The 22,052-nt window shown below is 65.7% G+C and carries 25 protein-coding genes and 1 pseudogene; 9 read left to right on the forward strand and 17 right to left on the reverse strand.

Annotated elements, in window-relative coordinates; genetic code table 11:
• Nucleotides 1-3: 3 nt before the first annotated feature.
• Nucleotides 4-306, reverse strand: coding sequence for a hypothetical protein (locus tag D3242_RS30080; RefSeq protein ID WP_019859569.1), 303 nt, complete (start codon nucleotides 304-306; stop codon nucleotides 4-6).
• A 173-nt stretch (nucleotides 307-479) separates the two neighbouring features.
• Here D3242_RS30080 and D3242_RS30085 point away from each other — a divergent pair, with 173 nt between their 5' ends.
• The 4 genes from D3242_RS30085 to D3242_RS30100 all read left to right on the forward strand — a co-directional run bounded on the left by D3242_RS30085 (nucleotide 480) and on the right by D3242_RS30100 (nucleotide 2,694).
• A complete protein-coding gene (locus tag D3242_RS30085; RefSeq protein ID WP_081296215.1) occupies nucleotides 480-842 on the forward strand; it encodes a hypothetical protein in 363 nt (120 codons plus the stop codon).
• Nucleotides 843-941: 99 nt separating this feature from the next.
• Nucleotides 942-1,523: a hypothetical protein gene (locus tag D3242_RS30090; protein WP_064985844.1), complete on the forward strand. Its 582-nt coding sequence runs from the start codon at nucleotides 942-944 to the stop codon at nucleotides 1,521-1,523.
• The gene (locus tag D3242_RS30095) at nucleotides 1,520-2,116 is read left to right on the forward strand and encodes a hypothetical protein (protein ID WP_064985846.1); all 597 of its coding nucleotides are present in this window, start codon (nucleotides 1,520-1,522) and stop codon (nucleotides 2,114-2,116) included. The genes D3242_RS30090 and D3242_RS30095 overlap by 4 nt, the downstream gene beginning before the upstream one ends.
• On the forward strand, nucleotides 2,113-2,694 hold the full coding sequence (locus tag D3242_RS30100; RefSeq protein ID WP_038648300.1) for a hypothetical protein: 582 nt from the start codon (nucleotides 2,113-2,115) through the stop codon (nucleotides 2,692-2,694). The genes D3242_RS30095 and D3242_RS30100 overlap by 4 nt, the downstream gene beginning before the upstream one ends.
• A gap of 199 nt (nucleotides 2,695-2,893) precedes the next feature.
• Here D3242_RS30100 and D3242_RS30105 read toward each other — a convergent pair whose 3' ends face one another.
• Nucleotides 2,894-4,159, reverse strand: a complete 1,266-nt coding sequence (locus D3242_RS30105; RefSeq protein WP_064985848.1) for a hypothetical protein — start codon at nucleotides 4,157-4,159, stop codon at nucleotides 2,894-2,896.
• 185 nt (nucleotides 4,160-4,344) lie between these two features.
• Here D3242_RS30105 and D3242_RS30110 point away from each other — a divergent pair, with 185 nt between their 5' ends.
• Nucleotides 4,345-4,923 carry a flagellar basal body-associated protein FliL gene (locus tag D3242_RS30110; protein WP_223217901.1) on the forward strand — a complete coding sequence of 193 codons (579 nt, stop codon included), beginning with the start codon at nucleotides 4,345-4,347 and terminating at the stop codon, nucleotides 4,921-4,923.
• A 150-nt stretch (nucleotides 4,924-5,073) separates the two neighbouring features.
• On the opposite strand, the gene D3242_RS30115 is transcribed toward D3242_RS30110, so the two are convergent.
• The 3 genes from D3242_RS30115 to D3242_RS30130 all read right to left on the reverse strand — a co-directional run bounded on the left by D3242_RS30115 (nucleotide 5,074) and on the right by D3242_RS30130 (nucleotide 8,862).
• The gene (locus tag D3242_RS30115; protein WP_019859575.1) at nucleotides 5,074-6,090 is read right to left on the reverse strand and encodes an ABC transporter permease; all 1,017 of its coding nucleotides are present in this window, start codon (nucleotides 6,088-6,090) and stop codon (nucleotides 5,074-5,076) included.
• Entirely contained in the window at nucleotides 6,087-7,682 is a 1,596-nt protein-coding gene (locus D3242_RS30120) for a sugar ABC transporter ATP-binding protein (RefSeq protein ID WP_019859576.1), read from the reverse strand. Before D3242_RS30120 ends, D3242_RS30115 begins: the two co-directional genes overlap by 4 nt.
• A 232-nt stretch (nucleotides 7,683-7,914) precedes the next feature.
• The gene (locus D3242_RS30130; RefSeq protein ID WP_027047106.1) at nucleotides 7,915-8,862 is read right to left on the reverse strand and encodes a substrate-binding domain-containing protein; all 948 of its coding nucleotides are present in this window, start codon (nucleotides 8,860-8,862) and stop codon (nucleotides 7,915-7,917) included.
• 340 nt (nucleotides 8,863-9,202) lie between these two features.
• On the opposite strand from D3242_RS30130, the gene D3242_RS30135 reads away from it, so the two are divergent.
• A complete protein-coding gene (locus tag D3242_RS30135; RefSeq protein ID WP_019859577.1) occupies nucleotides 9,203-9,901 on the forward strand; it encodes a RibD family protein in 699 nt (232 codons plus the stop codon).
• A 12-nt stretch (nucleotides 9,902-9,913) separates the two neighbouring features.
• Here D3242_RS30135 and D3242_RS30140 read toward each other — a convergent pair whose 3' ends face one another.
• Nucleotides 9,914-10,798 (reverse strand): SDR family oxidoreductase, encoded by an 885-nt coding sequence (locus D3242_RS30140; RefSeq protein WP_038648317.1) that lies wholly within the window; start codon nucleotides 10,796-10,798, stop codon nucleotides 9,914-9,916.
• 90 nt (nucleotides 10,799-10,888) lie between these two features.
• On the opposite strand from D3242_RS30140, the gene D3242_RS30145 reads away from it, so the two are divergent.
• Complete coding sequence (locus tag D3242_RS30145) at nucleotides 10,889-11,716, forward strand: helix-turn-helix transcriptional regulator (protein ID WP_032920671.1); 828 nt, start codon at nucleotides 10,889-10,891, stop codon at nucleotides 11,714-11,716.
• Between the two features lie 28 nt (nucleotides 11,717-11,744).
• Here D3242_RS30145 and D3242_RS34185 read toward each other — a convergent pair whose 3' ends face one another.
• On the reverse strand, nucleotides 11,745-11,912 hold the full coding sequence (locus tag D3242_RS34185; protein WP_223217965.1) for an SRPBCC family protein: 168 nt from the start codon (nucleotides 11,910-11,912) through the stop codon (nucleotides 11,745-11,747).
• An 85-nt stretch (nucleotides 11,913-11,997) separates the two neighbouring features.
• Nucleotides 11,998-12,105, reverse strand: a pseudogene (locus tag D3242_RS34190) (SRPBCC family protein); the annotation flags it as partial.
• Nucleotides 12,106-12,407: 302 nt separating this feature from the next.
• On the opposite strand from D3242_RS34190, the gene D3242_RS30155 reads away from it, so the two are divergent.
• The gene (locus D3242_RS30155; protein ID WP_064985849.1) at nucleotides 12,408-13,034 is read left to right on the forward strand and encodes a class I SAM-dependent methyltransferase; all 627 of its coding nucleotides are present in this window, start codon (nucleotides 12,408-12,410) and stop codon (nucleotides 13,032-13,034) included.
• Here D3242_RS30155 and arsK read toward each other — a convergent pair.
• The 8 genes from arsK to D3242_RS30195 all read right to left on the reverse strand — a co-directional run bounded on the left by arsK (nucleotide 12,998) and on the right by D3242_RS30195 (nucleotide 20,596).
• A complete protein-coding gene (gene arsK, locus D3242_RS30160) occupies nucleotides 12,998-14,293 on the reverse strand; it encodes an arsenite efflux MFS transporter ArsK (protein ID WP_064985851.1) in 1,296 nt (431 codons plus the stop codon). The two genes, D3242_RS30155 and arsK, sit on opposite strands and share 37 nt — an antisense overlap.
• The gene (locus D3242_RS30165; RefSeq protein ID WP_064985853.1) at nucleotides 14,290-15,675 is read right to left on the reverse strand and encodes an NAD(P)-binding protein; all 1,386 of its coding nucleotides are present in this window, start codon (nucleotides 15,673-15,675) and stop codon (nucleotides 14,290-14,292) included. The genes arsK and D3242_RS30165 overlap by 4 nt, the downstream gene beginning before the upstream one ends.
• 44 nt (nucleotides 15,676-15,719) lie before the next feature.
• On the reverse strand, nucleotides 15,720-16,040 hold the full coding sequence (locus D3242_RS30170; protein WP_064985856.1) for an ArsR/SmtB family transcription factor: 321 nt from the start codon (nucleotides 16,038-16,040) through the stop codon (nucleotides 15,720-15,722).
• A 65-nt stretch (nucleotides 16,041-16,105) separates the two neighbouring features.
• A complete protein-coding gene (gene arsC, locus D3242_RS30175) occupies nucleotides 16,106-16,528 on the reverse strand; it encodes an arsenate reductase (glutaredoxin) (protein ID WP_064985858.1) in 423 nt (140 codons plus the stop codon).
• Nucleotides 16,525-17,211: an aquaporin gene (locus D3242_RS30180; RefSeq protein ID WP_038648338.1), complete on the reverse strand. Its 687-nt coding sequence runs from the start codon at nucleotides 17,209-17,211 to the stop codon at nucleotides 16,525-16,527. The genes arsC and D3242_RS30180 overlap by 4 nt, the downstream gene beginning before the upstream one ends.
• 7 nt (nucleotides 17,212-17,218) lie before the next feature.
• Entirely contained in the window at nucleotides 17,219-17,551 is a 333-nt protein-coding gene (locus D3242_RS30185; RefSeq protein WP_064985860.1) for an ArsR/SmtB family transcription factor, read from the reverse strand.
• Nucleotides 17,552-17,617: 66 nt separating this feature from the next.
• Nucleotides 17,618-19,531 (reverse strand): diguanylate cyclase, encoded by a 1,914-nt coding sequence (locus D3242_RS30190; RefSeq protein ID WP_064985862.1) that lies wholly within the window; start codon nucleotides 19,529-19,531, stop codon nucleotides 17,618-17,620.
• A gap of 159 nt (nucleotides 19,532-19,690) precedes the next feature.
• Entirely contained in the window at nucleotides 19,691-20,596 is a 906-nt protein-coding gene (locus D3242_RS30195) for a LysR family transcriptional regulator (RefSeq protein WP_019859592.1), read from the reverse strand.
• Between the two features lie 93 nt (nucleotides 20,597-20,689).
• Here D3242_RS30195 and D3242_RS30200 point away from each other — a divergent pair, with 93 nt between their 5' ends.
• Nucleotides 20,690-21,574, forward strand: coding sequence for an aldo/keto reductase family oxidoreductase (locus D3242_RS30200; RefSeq protein ID WP_064985865.1), 885 nt, complete (start codon nucleotides 20,690-20,692; stop codon nucleotides 21,572-21,574).
• A gap of 24 nt (nucleotides 21,575-21,598) precedes the next feature.
• On the opposite strand, the gene D3242_RS30205 is transcribed toward D3242_RS30200, so the two are convergent.
• Nucleotides 21,599-21,934, reverse strand: coding sequence for an ArsR/SmtB family transcription factor (locus D3242_RS30205; protein WP_038648344.1), 336 nt, complete (start codon nucleotides 21,932-21,934; stop codon nucleotides 21,599-21,601).
• Nucleotides 21,935-22,052: the final 118 nt, after the last annotated feature.

The raw sequence follows: 22,052 nt of genomic DNA on the forward strand, positions 1-22,052 counted from the left end.
CTGTCAAGCCCGCCTCGCCCCCTCCACCAGCACCTCGCGCTCGCTCAGCATCTGTGCCTCGCTGCGCACGCGCTGACGCTCGTCGATGAAGGCGGCCTGGATCGACACCGCCGTCCCCGGCAGCCCGTCGGCGCGGCAGGCCGAGCAGACGATGCGGCCCGAAAGCTCCGCCAGCGGCGTGCTGCCCGTCACCCCGAAACGCCGGAGTTCATCCGGTTTCCACCATCTGTTGCGGCCGCAATCGGCGCACTCGACCGATATCGAGGCGACATGCGCGATGACTGGTTTCCTGCCCGGCAATGCCATTGCCTCTCCACCCCGTTTGTTCCTGATTTGTTCGTATAATCCTGTGTTTTGAGCCGGGAGTCGAGTCGCAGTTTTAACACTTTCCCAAAAGTTTCCCTTTTATCGGTTTTTGAGTTATGCTTTCAAGAACTCGCAAATGTGAGTCGCCTGCCGCATCAGACCCGGGAGCAGTGATGGATGCCGCCGATTTCGCCCGCGCCTGCGGTTACACCGGCGACAGTCCTGCTCTGCTCGAAGCCTTCGAGGTGATCCGCCGCAACGGCATCACGCACGCCCGCCAGGATCATTTCCGGCGCAAGGCCGTCATCGACGAGTTGAAACAATCCGAACCACTGTTCCTGGCGGCAATCGGCCCGGCGCTGTCGGCGCAGGAGGCCATCGAGGACACCGCCCGCTTCATCGCCTGCTGGCGCAACATGCCGCGCTGGCGCCAGGAACGGCGCCTGCCCGATCTCGTTCGGGCCAGGCAGCAGCGTCTCGCAGCCCGCTTCTTCCGCCGCTACGGCCATCGCCTGTGGGCGCTCGAAGCGGCCTGAGGCCCGGCACGCTAGACCAGCCATTTGCGGGTTCCAATCGGTTCCGTTTCTTTCTAGATTGCGCGTGGGTGGCTCTTCGTTCGACGTGCATGATTTGGAATGTTCAGGACTGCCCGCTCAAAAGTTCAAACCTGGATCACGGCCGGCGCGGGAACCATCGCGGCGCTGTTCGTCGCCGGCCTGATGGGCGCCTTCGGCGCCCTCCCCGCCCACGCTCCGCCGCAATTGCCGCTCGACACTGCCATCGATGCCGGACGCTGGCGCGTCCAGCCGGTGCGCGCCTATGTCAGCCACGCCAAGGTTTATGGCGTGCTGATGAAGCCCGGCCAGAAGGCGCTGGTGCTGGAGGCCGACATGACCAATCGCACCGCGCAATCCGACAAGGCCTATTTCGATGTCTTCAAGCCGGACGGGCTCGCCCTGCCCGATCCCATGCCGATGATCGCACTGACGCGGGACGAGACGCTGACGCCGGAACTGCATCCCGGCATGACGGAGCGCATGGCCTATGTCTGGCCGCTGGCCGGCGACGCCATTGTCCCGGCCAGCCTGAGCTTCGGCGTCACCGCCGAGATCTTCAAGCCGCGCGACAACCTCTATGGCATGCCCGGCTGGTTCAATCCCTACCGGCTCGGCACCATCACCTTGCCGGTCGCCGACGTGCCGGCAACCGGCTCATGAGAATCCGCATCCTCGGCAATCTCGTCATCCTCGGCGCGACCGTGGTGCTGAGCTATGGCATGCAGGTGTCAAAGCCGCATTATGCCGACCTCACCGCGCCGATCCCGGCCGATGGCGCCATGCACGACACCATCCGCGCGCGCAGCTTCGATGTCCGGCTCGACAAGGTGGTCTTTGCCCGCGCGCTGAAAACCAACCAGTTCGGCCGGCAAAAGCTTTTGACCACCAGCGGCCTGTGGGCGGTGGTGACGACCAGCCTCACCGCCACCGCTGCCTCCACCACGGTTGCCGACGGCACCTGGCAAGGCCCGACCGGGCTGCGCTATCACCAGACGGAGCGGCTCGGCTACCGCCAGGACATGCCGCCGCATGGCGTCGATCCGGGCCTGGAGAAGCGCGGCCTGTTGGTGTTCGAAATACCGCCCGACCAGATCCGCGGCGCCAGCCTGCTGATAGCAGCGCGCCAGTTCGGCCCGCTCGACGCGCAAGCGCGCATCAGCCTCGATGGGTTGCCGACAAGCGCCGATGGCCAGCCGGCGGATGTGCTGCCGGAATACGACCTCGATGCGCCGCCACCTCAAGGCAAGTCATGAGCGCCGTTTCTACCGCCCCTGGACCGATCGCCAGCGAAGACCGGCAGGCCGAGCAAAAATGGCGGCGGCGCAGCCTTGTGGCGCTTGCCATCCTGCTGCCGCTGACGCTGGCCGAGACCAGCTATGACAGCCTGCGCGAATGGCTGCATGGCGAGGACCTCATCGCCAGGGATGTCGATTTCGGCCAGTCCGTGCCGTTCGGCGGCAGTGACTGGAAACTGGCCGATCTGCGCGGCGGCAAGGCCGGCCGCCTGCCCGACCATGCCTTCGCCGTCATCGCCACGTTCTCGGTCAAGATAGGTGACCCCGACCTGCAAAAGCAGTGGCTGGGCTGCAAGCTGATGCTGACCGACGCCGCTGGGCGCCGCTGGCTGCCGGATGTCATCGCCGGCGTCAGCCTGCCGGCGGGTGTGATGAACTGCACCTCGGCGATCTTCTCCGGCGTCAAAAAGGGCGACACCGTCACCATCGGTGACATCTTCATCGTGCCGGAAGACGCGGTGAAAACCATCCGCCCGGCAGTCGGGCTGAGCAGCGAGCGGCCCTGGTTCTTGCGCTTTCAAAGGCCGCCGAAGTAGCCACTTTCTCCCCGTCACAATACGGGGAGAAATGCCCGGCAGGGCCATGAGGGGCAGCGCCAACGCTCCGGTAAGTGGCTGATTTGCCTAACGTCACGGCCAGCGCCGGCCCTGCGAAATCAAGCTCAATTCTTTCGCGACAGCGCCGCCCCTCATCGGCCTGCCGGCACCTTCTCCCCGTAAACGGGGAGAAGGTAGCTCATCTACCCTTCGACAGCGAAAACGCCGTCTCCAGCACGGCGGCGAGAAAACATATCCTGATCGGTTCGATCAAAATGCCGGTGGAGGAATCCTGGAACGGGCTGCCGAACAGCAGCGTCACGCCGTGCGAGAATATCTGCCAGACATCGAGCTCGTGCGGGCCGATCAGCCGTGTCGCGCCGAGCCACAGCCAGGCGGCGCCCCAGTCGATGAGGCGATAGCCGATGATCAGCGTGCACAGAAGGAGAAGGCTGGAACTCACCGTCAGCCGCACGCCATTGGCGATCGGCAGGTAGCGCGAGCGGTAGCCGGCGATGAAATGCTCGACGAAGTCGCGCAGGAATTTCGGCAGGCCGGCATAGCGCTTGCCGAAGCGCTCCACCCGGTTGTGCACGCGCATCAGCGCGGCATCGTCGCGCACGTCATAGCCATAGATCAGCGCCGCCATGACCAGCCAGATCAGCGGCAGGAGCATGTAGAAGAACAGGTTGATGGCGACCGTCGACGGCGCGATCGAGGTGATCTCGACCGGCACCATCGGGGCCGCCGTCGCCACCGGCACCGGGCTCGCCAGCCCATCGGCCGACGCCTGCACCACCGACCAGAAGGACCGGCTCATCAGCCATTGCAGCGCCGTATCCTTCCAGCGGCTGATCACATACAGACCGACGAAGATCCAGTTGGTCTCGCAGATCACCACGACGATCTGCCAGAACGAGGCGGTCTTGGTTTTCGTCTGCATGAACTTGGCCAGCCGGCGGATCAGCCAGGACACCGCCACCGAGATCAGCAGCCAGCGCGAATCCAGCACGTCGAGCACATTTCCGGCCTGGCCGAAATCGGCCTGGTCGAGCGTGGCGCGCGAATATTGCCGCACGATATCGCCGAGGAACCCCCAGGCCGCGTAATAGGCGAAGAAAGGCAACAGCGCGATGGTGATCATGCGCACCAGCCGCGAGCCGCGCCGGTCGCCAGTGACCTGCTCCTCCGCGGCCTTGTTGGCGCCGCGCTGCGCGGCCAAGAGATGCGGCAGGCCGGGGCGCAGCACATGGAACATCGCCACCGTCACCACCAGTTGCGCCAGCGCCACCAGTGTCAGCATGGCAAGCCCGGCGAAATGATTGGCGAGCGCCACTTTCGCCGCCAGCTGCAGCAGGAGATCGCCGGCCAGCACCCCGGCCAGCACCAGCGCGACAAGCTGCGGCCAGAAGCGTTGCAGCAGCGAAAAACTCAAGCTGATCGGCCTGATGATATCGGCAAACATGAGGTCTCTCACGATGCCACCCGCCCCAGGCCTTTCTAGCAAAGGGCGATCGTTTTGCAACCGGGCCGGGAAATGGCCGCGCATCTCCTTGGTTCAATGCCGGGATGCCGTGGGTACCGTGGCGGCCCTGATTCCGTCGAATTGATACGTTGATTGGTCGGCTCGAAACCCAGGGAAGGACCGCCATGAAACCCCTCGTTCTCGCCGCCCTGTGGGTGATGGCGCTTGCTCTGTCCGCCCATGCCGCCGGCAACAGCACATCAGGGCTTGCCGACGCCACGGTGCTGATCGTGCGCCATGGCGAAAAGCCCGACAGCGGACCCGCTCTGTCGCCCGAGGGCGAAGCCCGCGCGCAGGCCTATGTCGCCTATTTCCAGCCCTTCCTGCTCGACGGTGTCGCCTTCCGGCCCGATATGCTGGTGGCCAGCGCCGATTCGAAGAACAGCGCGCGCGAGCGGCTGACGCTCACCCCGCTCAGCCGGGCGCTGAAACTGCCCATCGACCAGCGCTTCGCCGACAAGGACGTCAAAGTCCTCGTCGCCGCACTCTCCAGTGAAACCCACGGCAAGTCGATCCTGATCGCCTGGCATCACGGCCAGCTCGGAAAACTCATCAAGGCCTTTGGCGCCGACCCGCAGGCGCTGCTGCCGAACGGCAAATGGCCCGGCGATGTCTTCAACTGGGTGGTGGTGCTGCGCTTCGATCAGGCCGGGCATCTGGTGCCGGGCTCGGCGCGGGTGATCGAGGAGCAGTTGCCGGGGTGATGCGCCATCTTCCCTTCTCCCCCTATGGGAGAAGGTGGATCGGCGCGTCAGCGCCGAGCCGGACGAGGGGTGCTCCAGCTTGGCGCCACGCTTGTTCTGCGGCGGGTATATCGGCGCAAAATCATCAACGCCTCGTTCCGTCGAACACCCTCATCTCCGCACCCGCGACTTCAGCCACCGGTCAAACGCCACCGCCAGGATCAGGATCAGCCCGATCACGATGCTTTGCGTGTAGGACGAGACATTGTTGAACTGCAGCCCGTTCTGCAGCACGCCGATCAGCGCCGCACCCACCACCGTGCCGCCGACCGAGCCGATGCCGCCGAACAGCGAGGTGCCGCCGATGACGACGGCAGAAATCACCGTCAGCTCATAGCCGATGCCGGCCACCGCTTCCGATGAGTTGAGCCGCGCCGACAGCACGAAGGCGGCGAGCCCGGCGAAGAAGCCGACGATGACATAGACCGAGACCAGGATGCGGTCGACGCGCAGGCCAGACAATCGGGCCGCCTCGGCATTGCCGCCGACGGCATAGACGGCGCGGCCATAGCGCGTGTAGCGCAGCACGATGTGGCACAGGATCGCGGCGATGGCGAAGATGATGGCCGGCACCGGCACCGGGCCGATCAACCCCGTGCCGAACCAGCGCATAGAGGCGTCGAAGCCCGAGATCGGGCCGCCATTGGAGATGGTCAGCGTCAGCCCGCGAAACACCGTCAACCCGCCCAGCGTGACGACGAAGGGCGGCACTTTCAGTCGGGTGATGGCAAGCCCCTGCACGCCGCCGGCGGCGGCGCCGACGATGACGGCCGCCAGCAGCGCCGCGAACCAGCCATAGCCCTGCGTGCCTGAGGTCGACAGCGACAGCGTGTTGGCCGCACCGCCCTTGGCGACGACGGCGGCGACCATGCCGCAGAAGGCCAGCAGCGAGCCGACCGACAGGTCAATGCCGGCGGTGAGGATGACGAAGGTCATGCCGAGCGCGATCAGCCCGGTGATCGAGATCTGGCGCGTGATGTTGAACAGATTGATCGGGTCGATGAAGCTCGGCTTCAGCACGGTGAAGACGACGACCAGCGCCGCCAGGAACAGCAGCGGCCCGAAACTCATCAACAGCCGCGCGATCGTCGCGCCGCCGCGCTGGCCCTGCTCTTCAGCGATGCTCATCGTGCCTGATCCTCCGCATCCTGCCCAAGCGCGTCTTGCCCAAGAGCATCCTGCTTGTCGAGCGCCATCAGTTCCATCAGTTTTTCCTCGTTTGCCTCGACGGCCGGCATCTCACCGGTGATGCGGCCCCTGCGCATGGTGACGATGCGGTCCGACACCGCCAGCACTTCGGGCAGCTCGGACGAGATCATCATCACCGCGATGCCGCGCGCTGCCAATTGCACCAGGATCTGATGCACCTCCGCCTTGGCGCCGACATCGACGCCGCGCGTCGGCTCGTCGACGATCAGCACTTTCGGATCGCGCGCCAGCCAGCGCGCCAGGATCACCTTTTGCTGGTTGCCGCCCGACAGGCCCTCGATCGCCTGCTCGGCCGAGGCCATGCGGATCGACAGCATCTTCCTGAAACCCGACAGCGCGTCGCGCTCGCGCCGCTCGGCCATGAAGCCGAAACCGTTGCTGAACGTGCCGAGCGACGCGACCGAGAAATTCGGCAGGATGCCAAGCGCGGCAAAGATCGCCTGGTGCTTGCGGTCCTCCGGCACCAGGCCGATGCCGAGCGCGATGGCATCCGCCGGTGAGGCCGGCGCGATCTGTTTGCCGTCGAGCGTGATGGTTCCGGCGGCGATGCGGTCGGCGCCAAAAATGGCGCGTGCCAGCTCCGTGCGGCCCGAGCCGACAAGCCCGGCGACGCCGAGGATTTCGCCGGCCTTGAGATCGATGTCGACGCCGTCGAGCACGATGGCATGCGGCGCCTCGGGGTCGCGCACGGTGCGCAGACCACGCACCGACAGCACGACATCGCCGGCCACCGCGCGCTGCGACGGCCTTGCATAGAGTTCGGAGGCCGCGCGGCCGACCATCTTCTCGATGATCCGCGGCAACTGGATCGGCCGCCCCTTGTCGCGGTCGAGATGTCCGGCCAGCCGCCCGTCGCGCAGCACCGTCATGCGGTCGCAGATGGCGGAGGCCTCCTCCAGCCGGTGGGTGACGAACATGATGGCGACCTTGTCCTGGCGCAACCGGCCCATGATCGACAACAGCCGCTGCACCTCGGTCTCGGTCAGCGCCGAGGTCGGCTCGTCCATGATGATCAGCCGGCTTTTGAGCGACAGCGCCCGGGCGATCTCGACCAGCTGCTGCTCTGCCACCGACAGCGCCGAGACCGGCGTCATCGGATCGATGGAAAGGCCGACACGGGCGATGATGTCGCGCGAGTCGCGCTCCATGCGCTTCCAGCTCACCAGGCCGAACGGCCCGACCGGCGCGCGGCCGATAAAAATGTTCTCCGCCACCGTCAGCGTCGGGATCAGGCTGAGCTCCTGGTAGATGGTGACGATGCCGAGCCGCTTGGCATCCTGCGGGCTGGAGGGCGCGTAATCGGCGCCGTCGAAAATGATGCGCCCGCTGGACGGCGGCATGACGCCCGACAGGATTTTGAGCAGCGTCGATTTTCCCGCGCCGTTTTCGCCGAGCAGGCCGAGGATCTCGCCGGGGTGGATGTCGAGCGAGACGTCGCTCAGCGCGGTGACACCGGCGAAATGCTTGGTGACGCCCTCGACGGCAAGCAGGACAGGTGCGGCTTCAGCCAATGATTGCTTCCTCGATGCGGTTCATGCTGGTCCCGTCAGCGCGTGAACACCCCCCTCTGTCCTGCCGGACATCTCCCCCGCAAGGGGGGAGATTGGCTGTCCATTCGGCTTTCGCTAATCTCCAACGTCGCAAGGAAAGTGCCGTCATCGACACTGCCGATCTCCCCCCTTGCGGGGGAGATGCCCGGCAGGGCAGAGGGGGGTGCTGTCCCGCCGGCCTCATCCAATCAGCCTACTTCGTCTCGCTCAACCTCTCGGCCTTGTCGAGATTGTCCTTGCCGATGACGATCGGCGTCAACAGCACCAGCTTCTCCTTCGGCTCGGTCTTGTTCTTGGCGTAGGCGACAGCGATCTGCACGGCGGTGCGCGATTGCTGGCCGGGGAACTGTTCGACCGTGCCGGCGAGCTTGCCGTCGCGCACGGCAACCAGCGCTTCCGGCAGCGCGTCGAAGCCGTAGATCTTGACGTCGGTGAAGTTGCGCGCCGCGCAAGCCTCGAGCGCGCCGAGCGCCATGTCGTCATTGGCGCAGATGATGGCGTCCGGCTTGCCATTGGCGGCGAGCCCGGCTTCCGTCACCGACAACGCCTCGGCGCGGGCGAAGTTTGCGGTCTGCTCGAAGATGATCTGGTACTTGTCCTTCAGGGGATCGAGCACATTGTGCACGCCCTTGTTGCGGTCGATCGCCGGGCCGGCGCCGGGCTGGCCCTGCAGATGGAACAGCTTGGCGCCGTTGGGGAACGCCGCCACCATGGCTTGCGCCTCCGCCTCGCCACCCTTGACATTGTCGGCGCCGACATGGGCGAGGATGCCCTGGACACCGTCGACGCGGCGGTCGATCGTCACCACGGGAACACCGGCCTTGACCGCTTCCTCGATCGCCGGCGCCAGCGCGTTGACGTCGAGCGGCGAAATCACGATGGCGTTGACCTTCTGCACCAGCGCCGCTTCGATGTCGGCGGTCTGCTTGGTGGCTGAATTCTGGCCGTCGCTTTCGGTCAGGTTAACGCCTTGCGCCTGCGCTTCGGCCTTGATCTCGTTGAGCATGTGCACGAAGAACGGAAAGCCGAGATTGGGCACCGAGCCCAGTATGGTCAGCTTGTCCTCGGCGAACGCCGAAGGTGCTGCAAGCATCATGGCGCCGGCGGCCACGGACGTCATCAGGAATTCACGTCTGTTCATGGTTGATCTCCTCCACAAGAACGCACGCCCCGGAAACCGGGACGGTTTCAGGAAGGATCATGCGTCGGTTCAAAGTGTTGGAGCATCCTCCTTGCGCAGGACAGCGCATGCCGCTCCAGCTGATCGCCGTTGCAAAAACTGCCTCCCATCGGCATCAGCAAGGGAATGCTAACCCAGGGTCAACCATTTGTGCAACATCGATATAACAGTGCTGGAGGCGAATTATCGGAATTGTCGGAATTTTGATCAAACCGACTTGCCTCGGCTTCCATTCCGGGGCTGCGGCCCTAGTTTGAACCCCCGAGTCCTTCTGAAGATCAGTCCGTCCCTGGAGAATTGCATGAAGCCGCATATCATCTGCCATATGCTCGCCTCGCTCGACGGCAGTCTTCATCCGAGCCGCTACACCGCCAGCCGGGACGGAACCCGGGCCGAGTGGTCAGGCCTCTATGAGCAGATCCACGGCGATCTCCGGGGCGACGCCTGGATCGTCGGGCGCGTCACCATGGCCGAGATGAGCAAGGCCGGCGCGCACCCGCCGGCGCATGCCGGCAAGGTCGAGCGGCCGCATCATTTCGCGCAACGCGACGCGGGAACCTATGCCGTGGCGCTCGATACCTCCGGCAAGCTCCACTTCGCCAAGCCCGATGTCGGCGGCGACCATGTCGTGGTGCTGCTTGGGCGTGACGTCTCCGACAGCCATCTGGCCGAGCTCGCCGCCGACGGCGTGTCCTACATCGTGTCGGAAACGGCCGAGATCGATCTCGCCGCCATGCTCGACGTGCTCGGGCGTGAGCTCAGCATAAGGCGTCTGCTGCTCGAAGGCGGCGCCGGCATCAACGGCTCCTTCTTCGCGGCCGGGCTTGTCGATGAACTAAGCCTGCTCGTCGCGCCCGCGCTCGACGCGCGGGCGGGAAACCAGGGTTTTGTCGAGTTCGGCGAAAGCGGCCTCGCCGGCAAGATGCAGCTGTCGCTGACAAGCTGCGAAACGCTGGCGCATGGGCTGATCCACTTGCGCTACGCCGTCAGCCCTGGCTGAGGCCGCAGCGCCTCAATAGCGCATGGCGTCGAGATCAGCGATCAGCGTCGGGCCGGTCGGGTGCCAGCCGAGCCGTGCCTGGGTCAGCGCGCTGGACGCGGGCAGGTCCATGGGGGCGAACATTCCCATCCAGCCGAAATGCTCCGCCGCCTTTTCCGGCGCGATCGAGACGACGGGCAGGTTGAGGCCCCGGCCAAGCGCCTCGGCGATGGCGCGCACCTCGACGCCTTCCTCGCCGACCGCGTGATAGCGCGCGCCCGGCTGGCGCTTTTCGACAGCAAGCCGGTAGAGCCGCGCGGCGTCGGAGAGATGCCCCGCCGAATAGCGATTGCGGCCTTCGCCGACATAGGCCGAGACGCCTTTTTCGCGCGCGACCTCGATGAGCGGCGAGATCAGCCCCTGCTTGACCGGATTGTGCACCTGCGGCAGGCGAACGACCGACAAATTGATGCCGGCCTCCAGCAAGGCATTGCCGGCGAGTTCCGATGCGATGCGCGGATTGGGATGGCTGGCGTTGAAGACGTCCTCGACCGCCAGTTGGCCATGTCCGGGGCTGCCCATGCCGACGCCCGACGTGATGACCAGCGGCCGGTCGGATCCGGCCAATGCCTGGCCGAGTGCCGCGATCACTTGGCTGTCCTTTTCGCAGTTTTCGGCAAAGCGCGAGAAATCATGGTCGAAGGCGGTGTGGATCACGGCGTCCGCTTCGGCCGCGCCGCTGCGCAGGCTTGTCGGATCCTCGAGGGTTCCGCGATGCACTTCGGCGCCCGCCGCCGCCAGCGCCTCCGCGCCTGCATCGGAGCGGGTGACGCCGACCACCTCATGGCCGGCCTGGATGAGTTCGGGAACAAGCGCCGAGCCGATGAAACCGGTGGCGCCGGTCAAAAAGATACGCATGCAAAATCTCCTGCACAGTTGCCTGCGCAATATCTCCGGTCTATTATTCCATTAAAGTAGTGACCTTATCATGGTATAATGGCTACCAGGATGCCCACAAACTCAGCCGGCACGCTCGCAGCCTTCCTGAAAGACCGGCGCACCCGGCTCGATCCCGCCTCGTTCGGCTTCTCCGGGCGCCGGCGCACGCCGGGGCTGCGCCGCGAAGAAGTCGCCCAGCGCGCCAACATCAGCCCGACCTGGTACACATGGCTGGAACAGGGCCGTGGCGGCGCGCCTTCGGCCGATGTGCTGAACCGCATCGCCAAGGGGCTGCTGTTGACCGAGGCGGAGCGCGAACATCTCTTCATGCTGGGGCTCGGCCGTCCGCCCGAGGTCCGCTACCGGGGCGACGAGGGCGTCAGCCCCCGGCTGCAGCGCCTCATCGACACGCTCGAGGCCAGCCCCGCTTTGGTCAAGACCGCCACCTGGGACGTGGTCGCCTGGAACCGAGCCGCCGAGATCGTGCTGACCGACTACGGCACCATCCCCGCCGGCCGGCGCAACATATTGCGCTTCATGTTCCTCACGCCCCACATCCGCGCCAAGCAGCATGATTGGGAAAACCTTGCCCGTTTCGTCGTCGGCGCTTTCCGGGCCGATGCGGCGCGTGCCGGCGCCGTCTCCGAGGTCACCCAGCTGGTGGACGAACTGTGCAGCGGCAGCGCCGAGTTCGCCGCGCTGTGGCAGGAGAATGACGTGCTCGCCCATGGCGACGGGACAAAGCGGCTGAAACACCCGGAACTGGGTGACATCGAGCTGGAATACTCGTCCTTCGCGGTCGACGGCCGGCCGGATTTGAACCTGACGGTCTACAACCCGATCGACAGCAAGGTCGCCGACCGCATCCGGGCTTTGGCGCGGCGTCCAAAGGGGTAAAGGCTGGGCTCATTGCGCGGCGTCTTCGTCAAGGACGCTCGCACACCGCCTTCAGGATCTGCAAGGTCGGCCCCCAGTAGAGATTGGCGTGCGGGCGGATCGCCGGTTCGGCGAAGTCGCAGAGCGTCAGCGTCAGCAGCGTTCCCTGATCCGCCGGCGCCAGGGCGAAACGGACCAGCGTATGGTTTTCGGGCAACGTCCGCCAGGCGCGAGGCCGACAGCGTGCTCCAGTAGCTGTAGGAGAACAGCCGCTCCGGCTCGAACGCCCGGACCGTGCCATGGTTCTCGAACGGCATGCCATGCAGCAGCCCGCGTATCACGATCGCGCCACCGGCATGTCCTTCCAGCCTGACGCTCAGTTCCTCGTCCGACATCCATTGCGGGATCATCGCGGGCGTCGTCAGCACCTGCCAGACCTCAGCCGGCGCGGCGGCAACGGCGATGGTCTTGATGATCGGCGGAGAGGAATCGGCCACCCCCGCATTTACCGCGACTGCCGGGGGAAAGTGTAGCGCAATATCGGTTGGCACTTCCGCGCAATTTCAGCTGGCAGCAATCCGTGCCTAGGCGGGAACAGCCCTGCTGGATCAATCCTTGCCGATCTGAACAATCGTGCTTCCACAATTTGATCACCGGCCGGCGACCGCGACTGATATGCTGGACGGTGTCACCAAAAGTGAGGCCCGGCCCGATGGAGAAAGAGGCATCGCAGTTGCACTGGAACGCAACATATGAATCGAAACGCGAGGACGGCGTCAGTTGGTTCCAAGATAATCCCGAGCCCTCTCTTTCGTTGATAAAAGAGATTGCCGATCGCAGCTCTGCCATCATTGACGTAGGGGGCGGCGCCTCTCGATTGGTGGATAATCTTCAGGAACAACACTTTGAGGACGTCACTGTCCTGGATCTGTCTGCGGCGGCGATCGCGGCGGCTCGCGGTCGACTGGCTGGGACAGGCGGCCAAATCGATTGGATCGTGGCTGACATTCGCACCTGGTCGCCGAGGCGACTTTACGATGTCTGGCATGACAGGGCTGCCTTCCATTTCATGGTCGAAGAAGCGGATCGTGACGCTTACCTCTCAACACTCGGACGGGCACTCGCACCGAATGGCTACGCGATGATCGCGACTTTCGCGCTCGACGGGCCGGAGAAATGCAGCGGCCTGCCCGTTCAACGATACGATGCAAGCAAGCTCGCCCAAGTCCTTGGATCCGGCTTTGCACTGGTTCGCACACTCGACCATCTGCATCTGACGCCATGGGGCTCCTCTCAGTCCTTTCAGTTCAGCGTTTTCAGGCGAGCACCTGACACGTAACCTGGCGCTGCTGCAAAACTGTCCGCGCCCGGCGCCGTCGCATCGGCCGTGCCGCCCTTTTCACCCCTACGCGATTGCCGGCTGATCAGTGCGACGGCGGCGAAGGCGGCGATGCCGAACAGGCCGACCACGACGTTGAGCCACAAGGCCGGGAAGACGCCGAGGCCCGATATCATCAGGGTCAGGCCGAACGGAGCGAAGGCGGAGCTGAACTGGCGGGCCGCCGTGATCCAGCCGACATAGGAGCCGTAGCGCTCCTGGCCGAACAATTCGAGCGGCAGCGTGCCGCCGACAATGCTCATCAGGCCCGAGCCGAAGCCGAAAAGCACGGCAAACAGCATGGCGCCGGGAACGGAGGGCGCCACCATCAGCAGCACCGCAAGGCCGCCGGCCAGTCCGGCGGTCGCACCGAGCGCCAGCGATGTCTGCGACAGGCCGCGGCCGAACAGCATGTTCACCAGCCGGCTCGCCACTTGCGACGGGCCAAACAGGCTGGCGACCAGCACCGAGGCCCCGCCGAGACCGACCAGAGTGAGCAAGGGCACCATCTGCACGAGGATTGCCGAAAGCATGAAACCTTCTATGGCAAAGCCGGCCAGCACCAGGACGAACAGGAGCGACCATCGCCGGTCGGGCGCTGGCCCTGATAGGCCCGCCGTGACCGGGACGACCCGCTCCCTCGCCTTGCCGATGCGGGTGGAAAGCCGGGCCAGCCACCAATGGATCGGCAGGCAGACAAAGGCGTTGAGCGCGGCAAAGAGAGCGAGAACCTCGCGCCAGCCGAGATGCTGGTGCAGGAGCGTCGTCAGTGGCCAGAACAGGGTCGAGGCGAAGCCGGCGATCAAGGTGAGATGGGTGATGCCGCGCCGCGCACCGCCGAGCTGCACGATGGCGACGAAGGCCGTGCTGTAGAGCACGAAGCAGGAGGCGAGTTCCATGGCCAGCACGCCAAGCGCAAAGCCGGCGCGCCCCGGCGCCAGCGCGCACAACAGCAACGCGCCTGCCGCCGCCAGCGACCCCGGCACCATCAGGCACCCTGCCCCGACCCGGTCCGCCAGGCTGCCCGCGAACGGCGCCAGTATGGCGCTTGCCAGCAGCGACACCGACAGCACGGCGAACACCCATTGCTGCGACCAGGCGAGTTCCGCCGCCACCGCCGGCGCCAGGATGCTGTAGCTGTAGTAGAGCGTGCCGTAGCCGACGATCTGCGTGGTGCCCAGCGCCCAGATGGCGCAAGCGGGGATCTTGGCGTCGCTCACTCGGCGGCTTCCATCTTGCCCGCGCAACCGCAACCGCTTTTGCCGGCGGCCTTGGCGTCGGCATCCGCCACGCAGCACGCATCGATCGCCGCCGGCGCCGGCCCGCCGCAGCAGCCCTGCGACGCACGGCCAGCCGGCACCGTGCAGACGCCGGTTTCGGGCAGCACCAATTGCACCGCGTCGGCCGCCGCCATGTCGCCGGCGAGCGCCGCCGCGACCGAGCGCACCTGCTCGTAGCCGGTGAGCAGCAGGAAGGTCGGCGCGCGGCCATAGCTCTTGATGCCGACCGTGTAGAAGCCTGGCTCCGGATGGCTGAGTTCGCGGTGGCCATGCGGCGGCACGTCGCCGCAGGAATGCTCGTTGGGATCGATGAGCGGACCCAGCGCCTTGACGCCTTCCAGCCACGGATCGAGATCGAGCCTGAGCTCCCGGGTCAGCGACAGGTCCGGACGCTGCCCGGTCGCGGCGATGATGCGGTCGACGGGGCCGAGTTGCAGCAATCCCTCCTCGCTTTGCCCCTCGACGATCAGCCTTCCGTCACGCTCGCGGATCGCAAGCGTCGCAAAGCCCGTCACCAGCTGGACGCGGCCGCTTTCGGCGAGGTCGCGGATATCGGCGCCGAGTTCGCCGCGCGCCGGCAATTGGTCGGCGTCGCCGCCGCCATAGATGCGCACGAGGTCGGTTCCGCGCACCGCCCAGATGAAGGCCGTGCCGGGCGCGACATCCGCCAGCCTGGCAAGGTCGAGCAAGGCGTTGGCCGCCGAATGGCCGGAACCGGCGACCAGCGTCGTGCGGCCGGCATAGAGCGCGCGGTCGCGCCCAAGGACATCGGGGATGCCGTAGGCGATGCGGCCGGCAAGCTCCGCCTCGCCTTCGGCCGCGATGCCGCCGGCGCCGAGCGGATTGGGCGTGCGCCATGTCCCCGAGGCATCGATGACCGCGCGGGCGCTGTCGCGCCTGGTGCCATTGGCGGTTTCGACCACGAGCATGAAGGGCCGCGTCCCGCGCTCGCTGCCGCGCACCTTGTCGGCGCCCCAGCGCGATATGGCGACGACACGCGCCTTGGTTTCGATCGCTGGCGCCAGTTCCGGCAGGTTGGCGAGCGGCTCGAGATAGTGCGCGACGAGTTCATCGGCGGTGGGAAAGGCTTCCGCGTCCGGCATCCGCCAGCCATGGGCTTCGAGCAGCTTCCTGGCCGCCTCGTCGACGCAATAGCGCCAGGGCGTGAACACCCGCACATGGCCCCAATCCCGCAGATTGGCCGCGACACCGCTGCCGGCCTCATAGAGCTTCACCGGCAGGCCCCGGGCCATGAGATGAACAGCGGCGGCGAGACCAACCGGACCGGCGCCGATGACGGCGATGGGCAGATCGTTTTGCATCAGCTTCTATCCTTCCGGTACTATCGAAATAACAGGCAAAAAAATCAGGCGGCCGCGTCCCCCGCTGCCGGGCTGCAGGCGGCATCGGCGCAGCATTCGTCGGCCAGGAAACCGATGAGATCGTTCATCACGGGATAGTTGGCGCGGCAGATCAGCGTCGTCGCCTGCCGCTCCTGGCTGACCAGCCCGGTCAGGATCAGCCGGTGCAGATGGTGCGACAGCGTCGAGGCGGCGATGCCGAGGCTCTCCTGCAAATAACCGACCGGCCGGCCCGCTTCGCCGGCCCGCACCAGGATACGATAGAGGTTCAGCCGCGTCGGATTGCCGAGCGCTTCCAGCTGCTTCGCTGCTTGTTCGAGTTTCATGGAAATAGCATGCGGCCGGCGACGGAGACCGTCAAGTCCTATTTCGAAGAATATCGAAATAGACTTCAGACGACCCGCTTGCTGTCGGCATCGATGACGACCTCGCCGTCCTCCTTGATGAACGGGCCGATATCCGGATTGGGCAGGATATCGAGCACCGCTTCGGACGGCCGGGCCAGCACGACGCCCAGCGGGCTCACCACGATCGGCCGGTTGATCAGGATCGGATGCGCCAGCATGAAATCGAGGATCTCGTCGTCGCTCCATTTGGGGTCGCCTAGGCCGAGTTCCGCATAGGGCGTGCCCTTCTCGCGCAGCAGCGCACGCGGCGTCATCGCCATCGCCTCGATCAGTTCGACGAGCCTTTCGCGCGACGGCGGCGTCTTCAGATACTCGATCACCTGCGGCTCTTCGCCGGATTGGCGGATGATCGCCAGCGTGTTGCGCGAGGTGCCGCAATCGGGGTTGTGATAGATGGTGATGGTCATTGCGCGGCTTTCATCTGAGTGAGGGTCTTGGGTTCAGCCAGCAGCCATCCGGCCACGGCCAGCGCCAGCAGCGCGCCCACCAGTTCCGCCGCTATGAAGGCCGGCACATCGGAGGGCCGGATGCCGGCAAACGTGTTGGAGAAGGCGCGCGAAATGGCCACCGCCGGATTGGCGAAAGAGGTCGAGGCCGTGAACCAATAGGCTGCGGTGATGTAGAGCCCGACCAGCCAGGGGATGGCGTCGCTGCGGAAGCGCAAGCCGGCAAGGATGGTGAAGACCAGGCCGAAAGTCGCGACCAGTTCGGCCAGCCACTGCCCCTGCCCGCTGCGCACCGTCGCCGACACCTGCAGCAGCGGCAGCTCGAACATGGCATGCGCGACCAGCGTGCCGGCGAGGCCGCCGAGAATCTGGACAGTGATATAGCCCAGCGCGGCCAGCCAGCCAATGTCGCGCCGCAGGCCGAAAACCAGGGTAACAGCCGGGTTGAAATGCGCGCCGGAGATTGGCCCCAGCGTGGTGATCAGCACCACCAGAATGGCGCCGGTGGGAAGGGTGTTGCCGAGCAGCGAAAGTGCGACATCGCCGGTCAGCCGTCTGGCCATGATCCCCGAACCGACCACCGTGGCGACGAGCATGGCGGTGCCCAAGGCTTCGGCTGCGAGGCGGCGACGAAGATCGGTCATGTCAAGCTCAACATTTGCAGGTCACCGCCTGGAGGATCGGCTGGCAAAGCTCCGGCGCGCCATTGCAGCAATCCTCCATCAGATAGGCCAGCAGATCGCGAAACCCGGTCATGTCGGCCGTATAGCGGATGCTGCGGCCTTCGCGCTCGGCATGGACCAGCCCGGCCTGGCCGAGGATCTTCAGATGCGCCGACATGGTGTTCTGCACCGTGCCGAGCCGCGTCGCGATCTTGCCTGCCGGCACGCCCTCGTCCCCGGCCCGCACCAGCAGCCGGAACACCTCCAGCCTGGTTTCCTGGCCGAGTGCTGCGAGCGCCAGCAATGCTGTTGTCTTGTCCATCAATCCATCTATCCAGATGTATGGATTAGTGGCAGCGGACCATGACAGTGGTGTGACGACCAGGGCTCACGCCTTGTGCCGGGAACCCGTCGTGCGTGGTTCGCTCAGATGCGGGCGCCAGCCATGCACGCGGTCACGCCCGGCGGCCTTGGCGCCATAGAGGGCCTCGTCGGCGCGCCGCAGCAGATCGGCAATCTCGATGTCGGCACTCCCGTCGAAAGTGCCTACCCCGATGCTGACGGTGACGATGCCCTTTTCGCTGCCGGCATGCGCAAGCCGGAGGTCGCGCACCTTGCCTCTAAGGGTCTCGGCGATGACGAAGGCGCCTCTGGCATCGGTCTCGGGCAGGACGATCGCGAACTCCTCGCCGCCATAGCGGGCCGCCGCGTCGGCCGGCCGCCGCGCCGTTGCCTCGATGCAGCCGCTGACGGCGCGCAGGCATTCGTCGCCCGCCGGGTGGCCATAATGGTCGTTGAACCGCTTGAACCAATCGACGTCTATGATGAGCAGGCTGAGCGGTGTGGCGTTGCGCCGGCCGCGGGCGAATTCGCGCGCCAGCGCCTCGTCGAAGGCTCGCCGGGTCAACAGTTCGGTCAGCCCGTCGCGATGCGCCAGGAGGTTCAGCTTCTCGTTGGCGGCCAGCAATTCCGCCTCGACCTGCTTGGCCTCGGTGATGTCGGAAAACACGCTCAGGCTGCCGCCATTGCCGGTCGGCCGGGTCCGCACGTCGAGCCAGCGCCCGTCGGCGAGCCGGATCTGGCGGTGGCTGGCATGCGTTTGCGTGACCATGATCTCGGCAATCCAGCCCTCGACGGCGTCGGGCGGCGTGATGCTTTCGCCGCGTGCGACCGAGGCACGCAATATGTCGCGATAGTCGGTGCCGGGCACCCTGATGTCGGCCGTCTTCGGAAACAGGGCCCGATACTGGGCGTTGCACAGAATGAGCTTTCCGGCGGGATCGAACATCACCAGCCCGTCGGCCATGTGCGTGAGCGCGTCTCCCAGCCTTGCCTGGCTTTCCGCCAGCTCGGTCTCCAGCCGCTTGCGCTCGGTGATGTCGCGATTGTGCGTGATCAGGCCGATGACGGCCCCGGTCCTGTCGCGAAACGGCGCCTTCAGCGTCGCCAGCCAGCCATCGGTGCCGTCCTCGTGGTGAAGATGCTGCTCGATGGTGGAGGCGGTGCCGGATGCCAGGACGGCGAGTTCGTCCTCGCGGAATGCCCGCGCCGTTTCGCTGGGGTAAAAATCGAAATCCGTCTTGCCGATCAGCGCCTTCGCGTTGGCTGCGTGCATCAACTCGGCGGTCGCCGGATTGGCGGCGATGAAGCGTCCGTCGAGATCCTTGACGTTTAGGCAGTCGGGCAATGTCTCGACCACCGCCTTGAAGATGCGCCTCGATTGCAGCGCCTCCAGGCGACGCCGCTCCTGGTAGAGCGCCAGCCCCGACATTGCCACGGAGACAAAGATGAGCAGGCTGGAGGGAAACACCACCTGCGGCAGAACCGTCTGTACGACCGAGCGCGGCAGGACGCTGAGGCCAAGCAGCGAGCCACACGCGGCTGCGGCACCCAGGATCATGATGTCGGCCATGCTGGGCCGGCGGCCCCTGAGTGCAAGATTGCCGGCAACACCCACCAGCATGGTGGCCGCGATCCCGACCGCTCCAGCGAAGGCGCCGATGCCACCCTCGAAAGTCCGGAAAGCACCGGCCATGACCCCGGCGACAATGCCGGCGACGGGACCGCCGAAGAAGCCGGCAATGGCGATCATCGTCGCCCTGAGATCGACCAGCACGCCCGGCTGCAACTGCATGGGAGTCAGCATCAGGACGATGGCGCCGGCGCCCATAAGCAAGCCGAAGGCCGCGGCTTTTACCGGGGCCGGCCTGCGATCCAGCCACACATGCGTGTGGATCCAGACCGAAACGAACATCGCGACGACCGCGAGATTGGCCAGCAATTCGGACCAGGGCGAACCCATTGCGCGCCTTTCCTGTCACCGGGCTTTCGCCGTATCGCCCTCTCGATAGTCCCTCAATGACAACAAAGTGTTACGTCAGGCTTTTGACTCTTTGTCGAAGGAACCAGACAAGCAGGGCCAACGGGCATGGCCATCCGGCGGCGCGATATCGGCTCGAAATCAGCCCCAGCGCATCGTGCCGACGAAATCGATGAACGCCCTGAGCGGCGCCGGTGTGAGGCGGCGGCCGGGATAGTAGAGGAACGGGCCTGAGAATTCCTGCCACCAGGGTTCCAGCACCGGCTCCAGCCGGCCATCGTCGAAATAGGGGCGCAGCCAGTCCTCGAACAGCGAGACGATGCCGCCGCCGGCGACCGCCACTTCGAGCGCAAGCGCCATCGCCGTGCCGGTGCTGACCAGAAGCGGGCCGGTCGGTTCGACGCTCACCACCTCGCCGTCGCGTTCGAATTCCCAGGGCGGCGTCAGGCCGCTGGCGAAGCGGCCGCGCAGGCAGGCGTGATGCAACAGGTCGCGCGGGTGCTCGGGGCGGCCGTGCCGGTCGAGATAGGAAGGTGCGGCGGCGGTGGCGTAGTGCTGCCGGCGCGGGCCGATCGGCACGGCGATCATGTCCTGCTCCAGCCGCTCTTCATAGCGGATGCCGGCGTCGCAGCCGCTCGCCAATATGTCGACGAAACTGTCCTCGGCGGTCACTTCGACGCGAATGTCGGGATAGGCGGCGAGGAAAGGCGGCAACAGGCGCGGCAGCACCAGTTTCGCCGCGACGACCGGAACGTTGAGCCGCAGCGTGCCGGCCGGGCGCCCGCGAAAGCCGTTGACCACGTCTAGCGCCGCCTCGACTTCGCCGAGCGCCGGGCCGAGCCGCTCGAGCAGGCGCGCGCCGGCCTCGGTTGGGGCGACGCTGCGCGTCGTGCGGTTGAGCAGCCGTACGCCAAGCCCGGTCTCCAGCCGCCGCACCGTCTCCGAGAGGCTGGAGGCGCTGACATTGCCCACCCGGGCCGCTTCGCGAAAGCCGCCGGCGCGCGCCACCGCGATGAACGCCTGTAGGTCGCCAAGATCCGCTGCCATTGTTCGCCTTTCCGCACAGGCTGTGCCGATTGCGCCATATTATCGCGCAGGCGCGCTTTGTCTACATTGGGCCGATCCAAAGGAGATGAGACCATGACCGACATCAGCAAGGCCGGAACCTACAAACTCGGCGACCGCACCGTGAAGCGCCTCGGCTACGGCGCCATGCAACTGGCGGGACCGGGCGTCTTCGGCCCGCCGAAGGATCGTGACGCAGCCCTCGCCGTGCTGCGCGAGGCGATCGCCAGCGGCGTCGACCACATCGACACATCGGATTTCTATGGCCCGCACGTCACCAACCAGATCATCCGCGAGGCGCTGCACCCCTACCCCGCCAACCTCACCATCGTCACCAAGGTCAGCGCCCGGCGCGGCGCCGATGCATCCTGGCTTCCAGCAATGTCGCCCAAGGAACTGACCGAGGCCGTGCACGATAATCTGCGCAATCTCGGGCTTGATGTGATCGAGGTCGTCAACCTGCGCTCTATGCATGGCATCCACGGCCCCGCCGAAGGATCCCTCGAGCCGCAGTTGAACACGCTCGCCGAATTGCAGCGCCAGGGCCTCATCCGCCATATCGGCATGAGCAACGTCACATCGACCCAGATCGCCCAGGGACGCAGCATCACCGAGATCGTCTGCGTGCAGAACCAGTACAATATCGCGCAGCGCGACGACGATGCGCTGATCGACGCGCTTGCCGCCGACGGCATCGCCTATGTGCCGTTCTTCCCGCTTGGCGGCTTCACGCCGCTGCAGTCGGACACGCTGGCCAATGTCGCCCGGAAACTCGGCGCGACGCCGATGCAGGTGGCGCTCGCCTGGCTGCTGCGCCGCGCGCCCAACATCCTGCTCATCCCCGGCACCTCCTCGCTCAGTCATCTCCGCGAGAACCTGGCGGCGGCCGAGCTCGACCTGCCGGCCGATGCGCTCAAAGTGCTGAACGGCATCGGCAGTGAAGCCGAGCAAGCGGCATAAGGCATTGCTGCCGTCGGTCGGCAGCTACCGGCTGCCGACCCTGGCGATCCGTGTCTGCGGATCGCAATAGATGCCGTAGAGCGTCTGCAGGATTCGCTCGACCTCCACCGAAGCCAACCGATAGTAGACCTGCTGGGCGTCGCGCCTCGTGTCCACGAGCTTGAGCGCGCGCAACTTTGAAAGCTGCTGCGACAGCGCCGACTGGTTCATCCCAACCAGTTCGGCCAGTTCGTTCACGCTCGTTTCGCCGTCCAGCAGATGGCACAGGATCATCAGCCGTTTTTCATTTGCCATCGCGGCGAGCAGTTCGGACGCTTCGCGCGCCCGCTTGTCCAGTTCGGCTATTTTTATGTTGCGCATATGAACACATTATCATATTAAGATTTACAAATAATATTAGCCTGGCACGGCTGCCTGTCAAGTCGATGGATCGATGCCGATGCTTCGCTCCGTCAACGTCGCTTGATCAGCGTCAAAT

The organism is Mesorhizobium jarvisii (genome assembly GCF_003601985.1).
Lineage (GTDB): Bacteria > Pseudomonadota > Alphaproteobacteria > Rhizobiales > Rhizobiaceae > Mesorhizobium > Mesorhizobium jarvisii.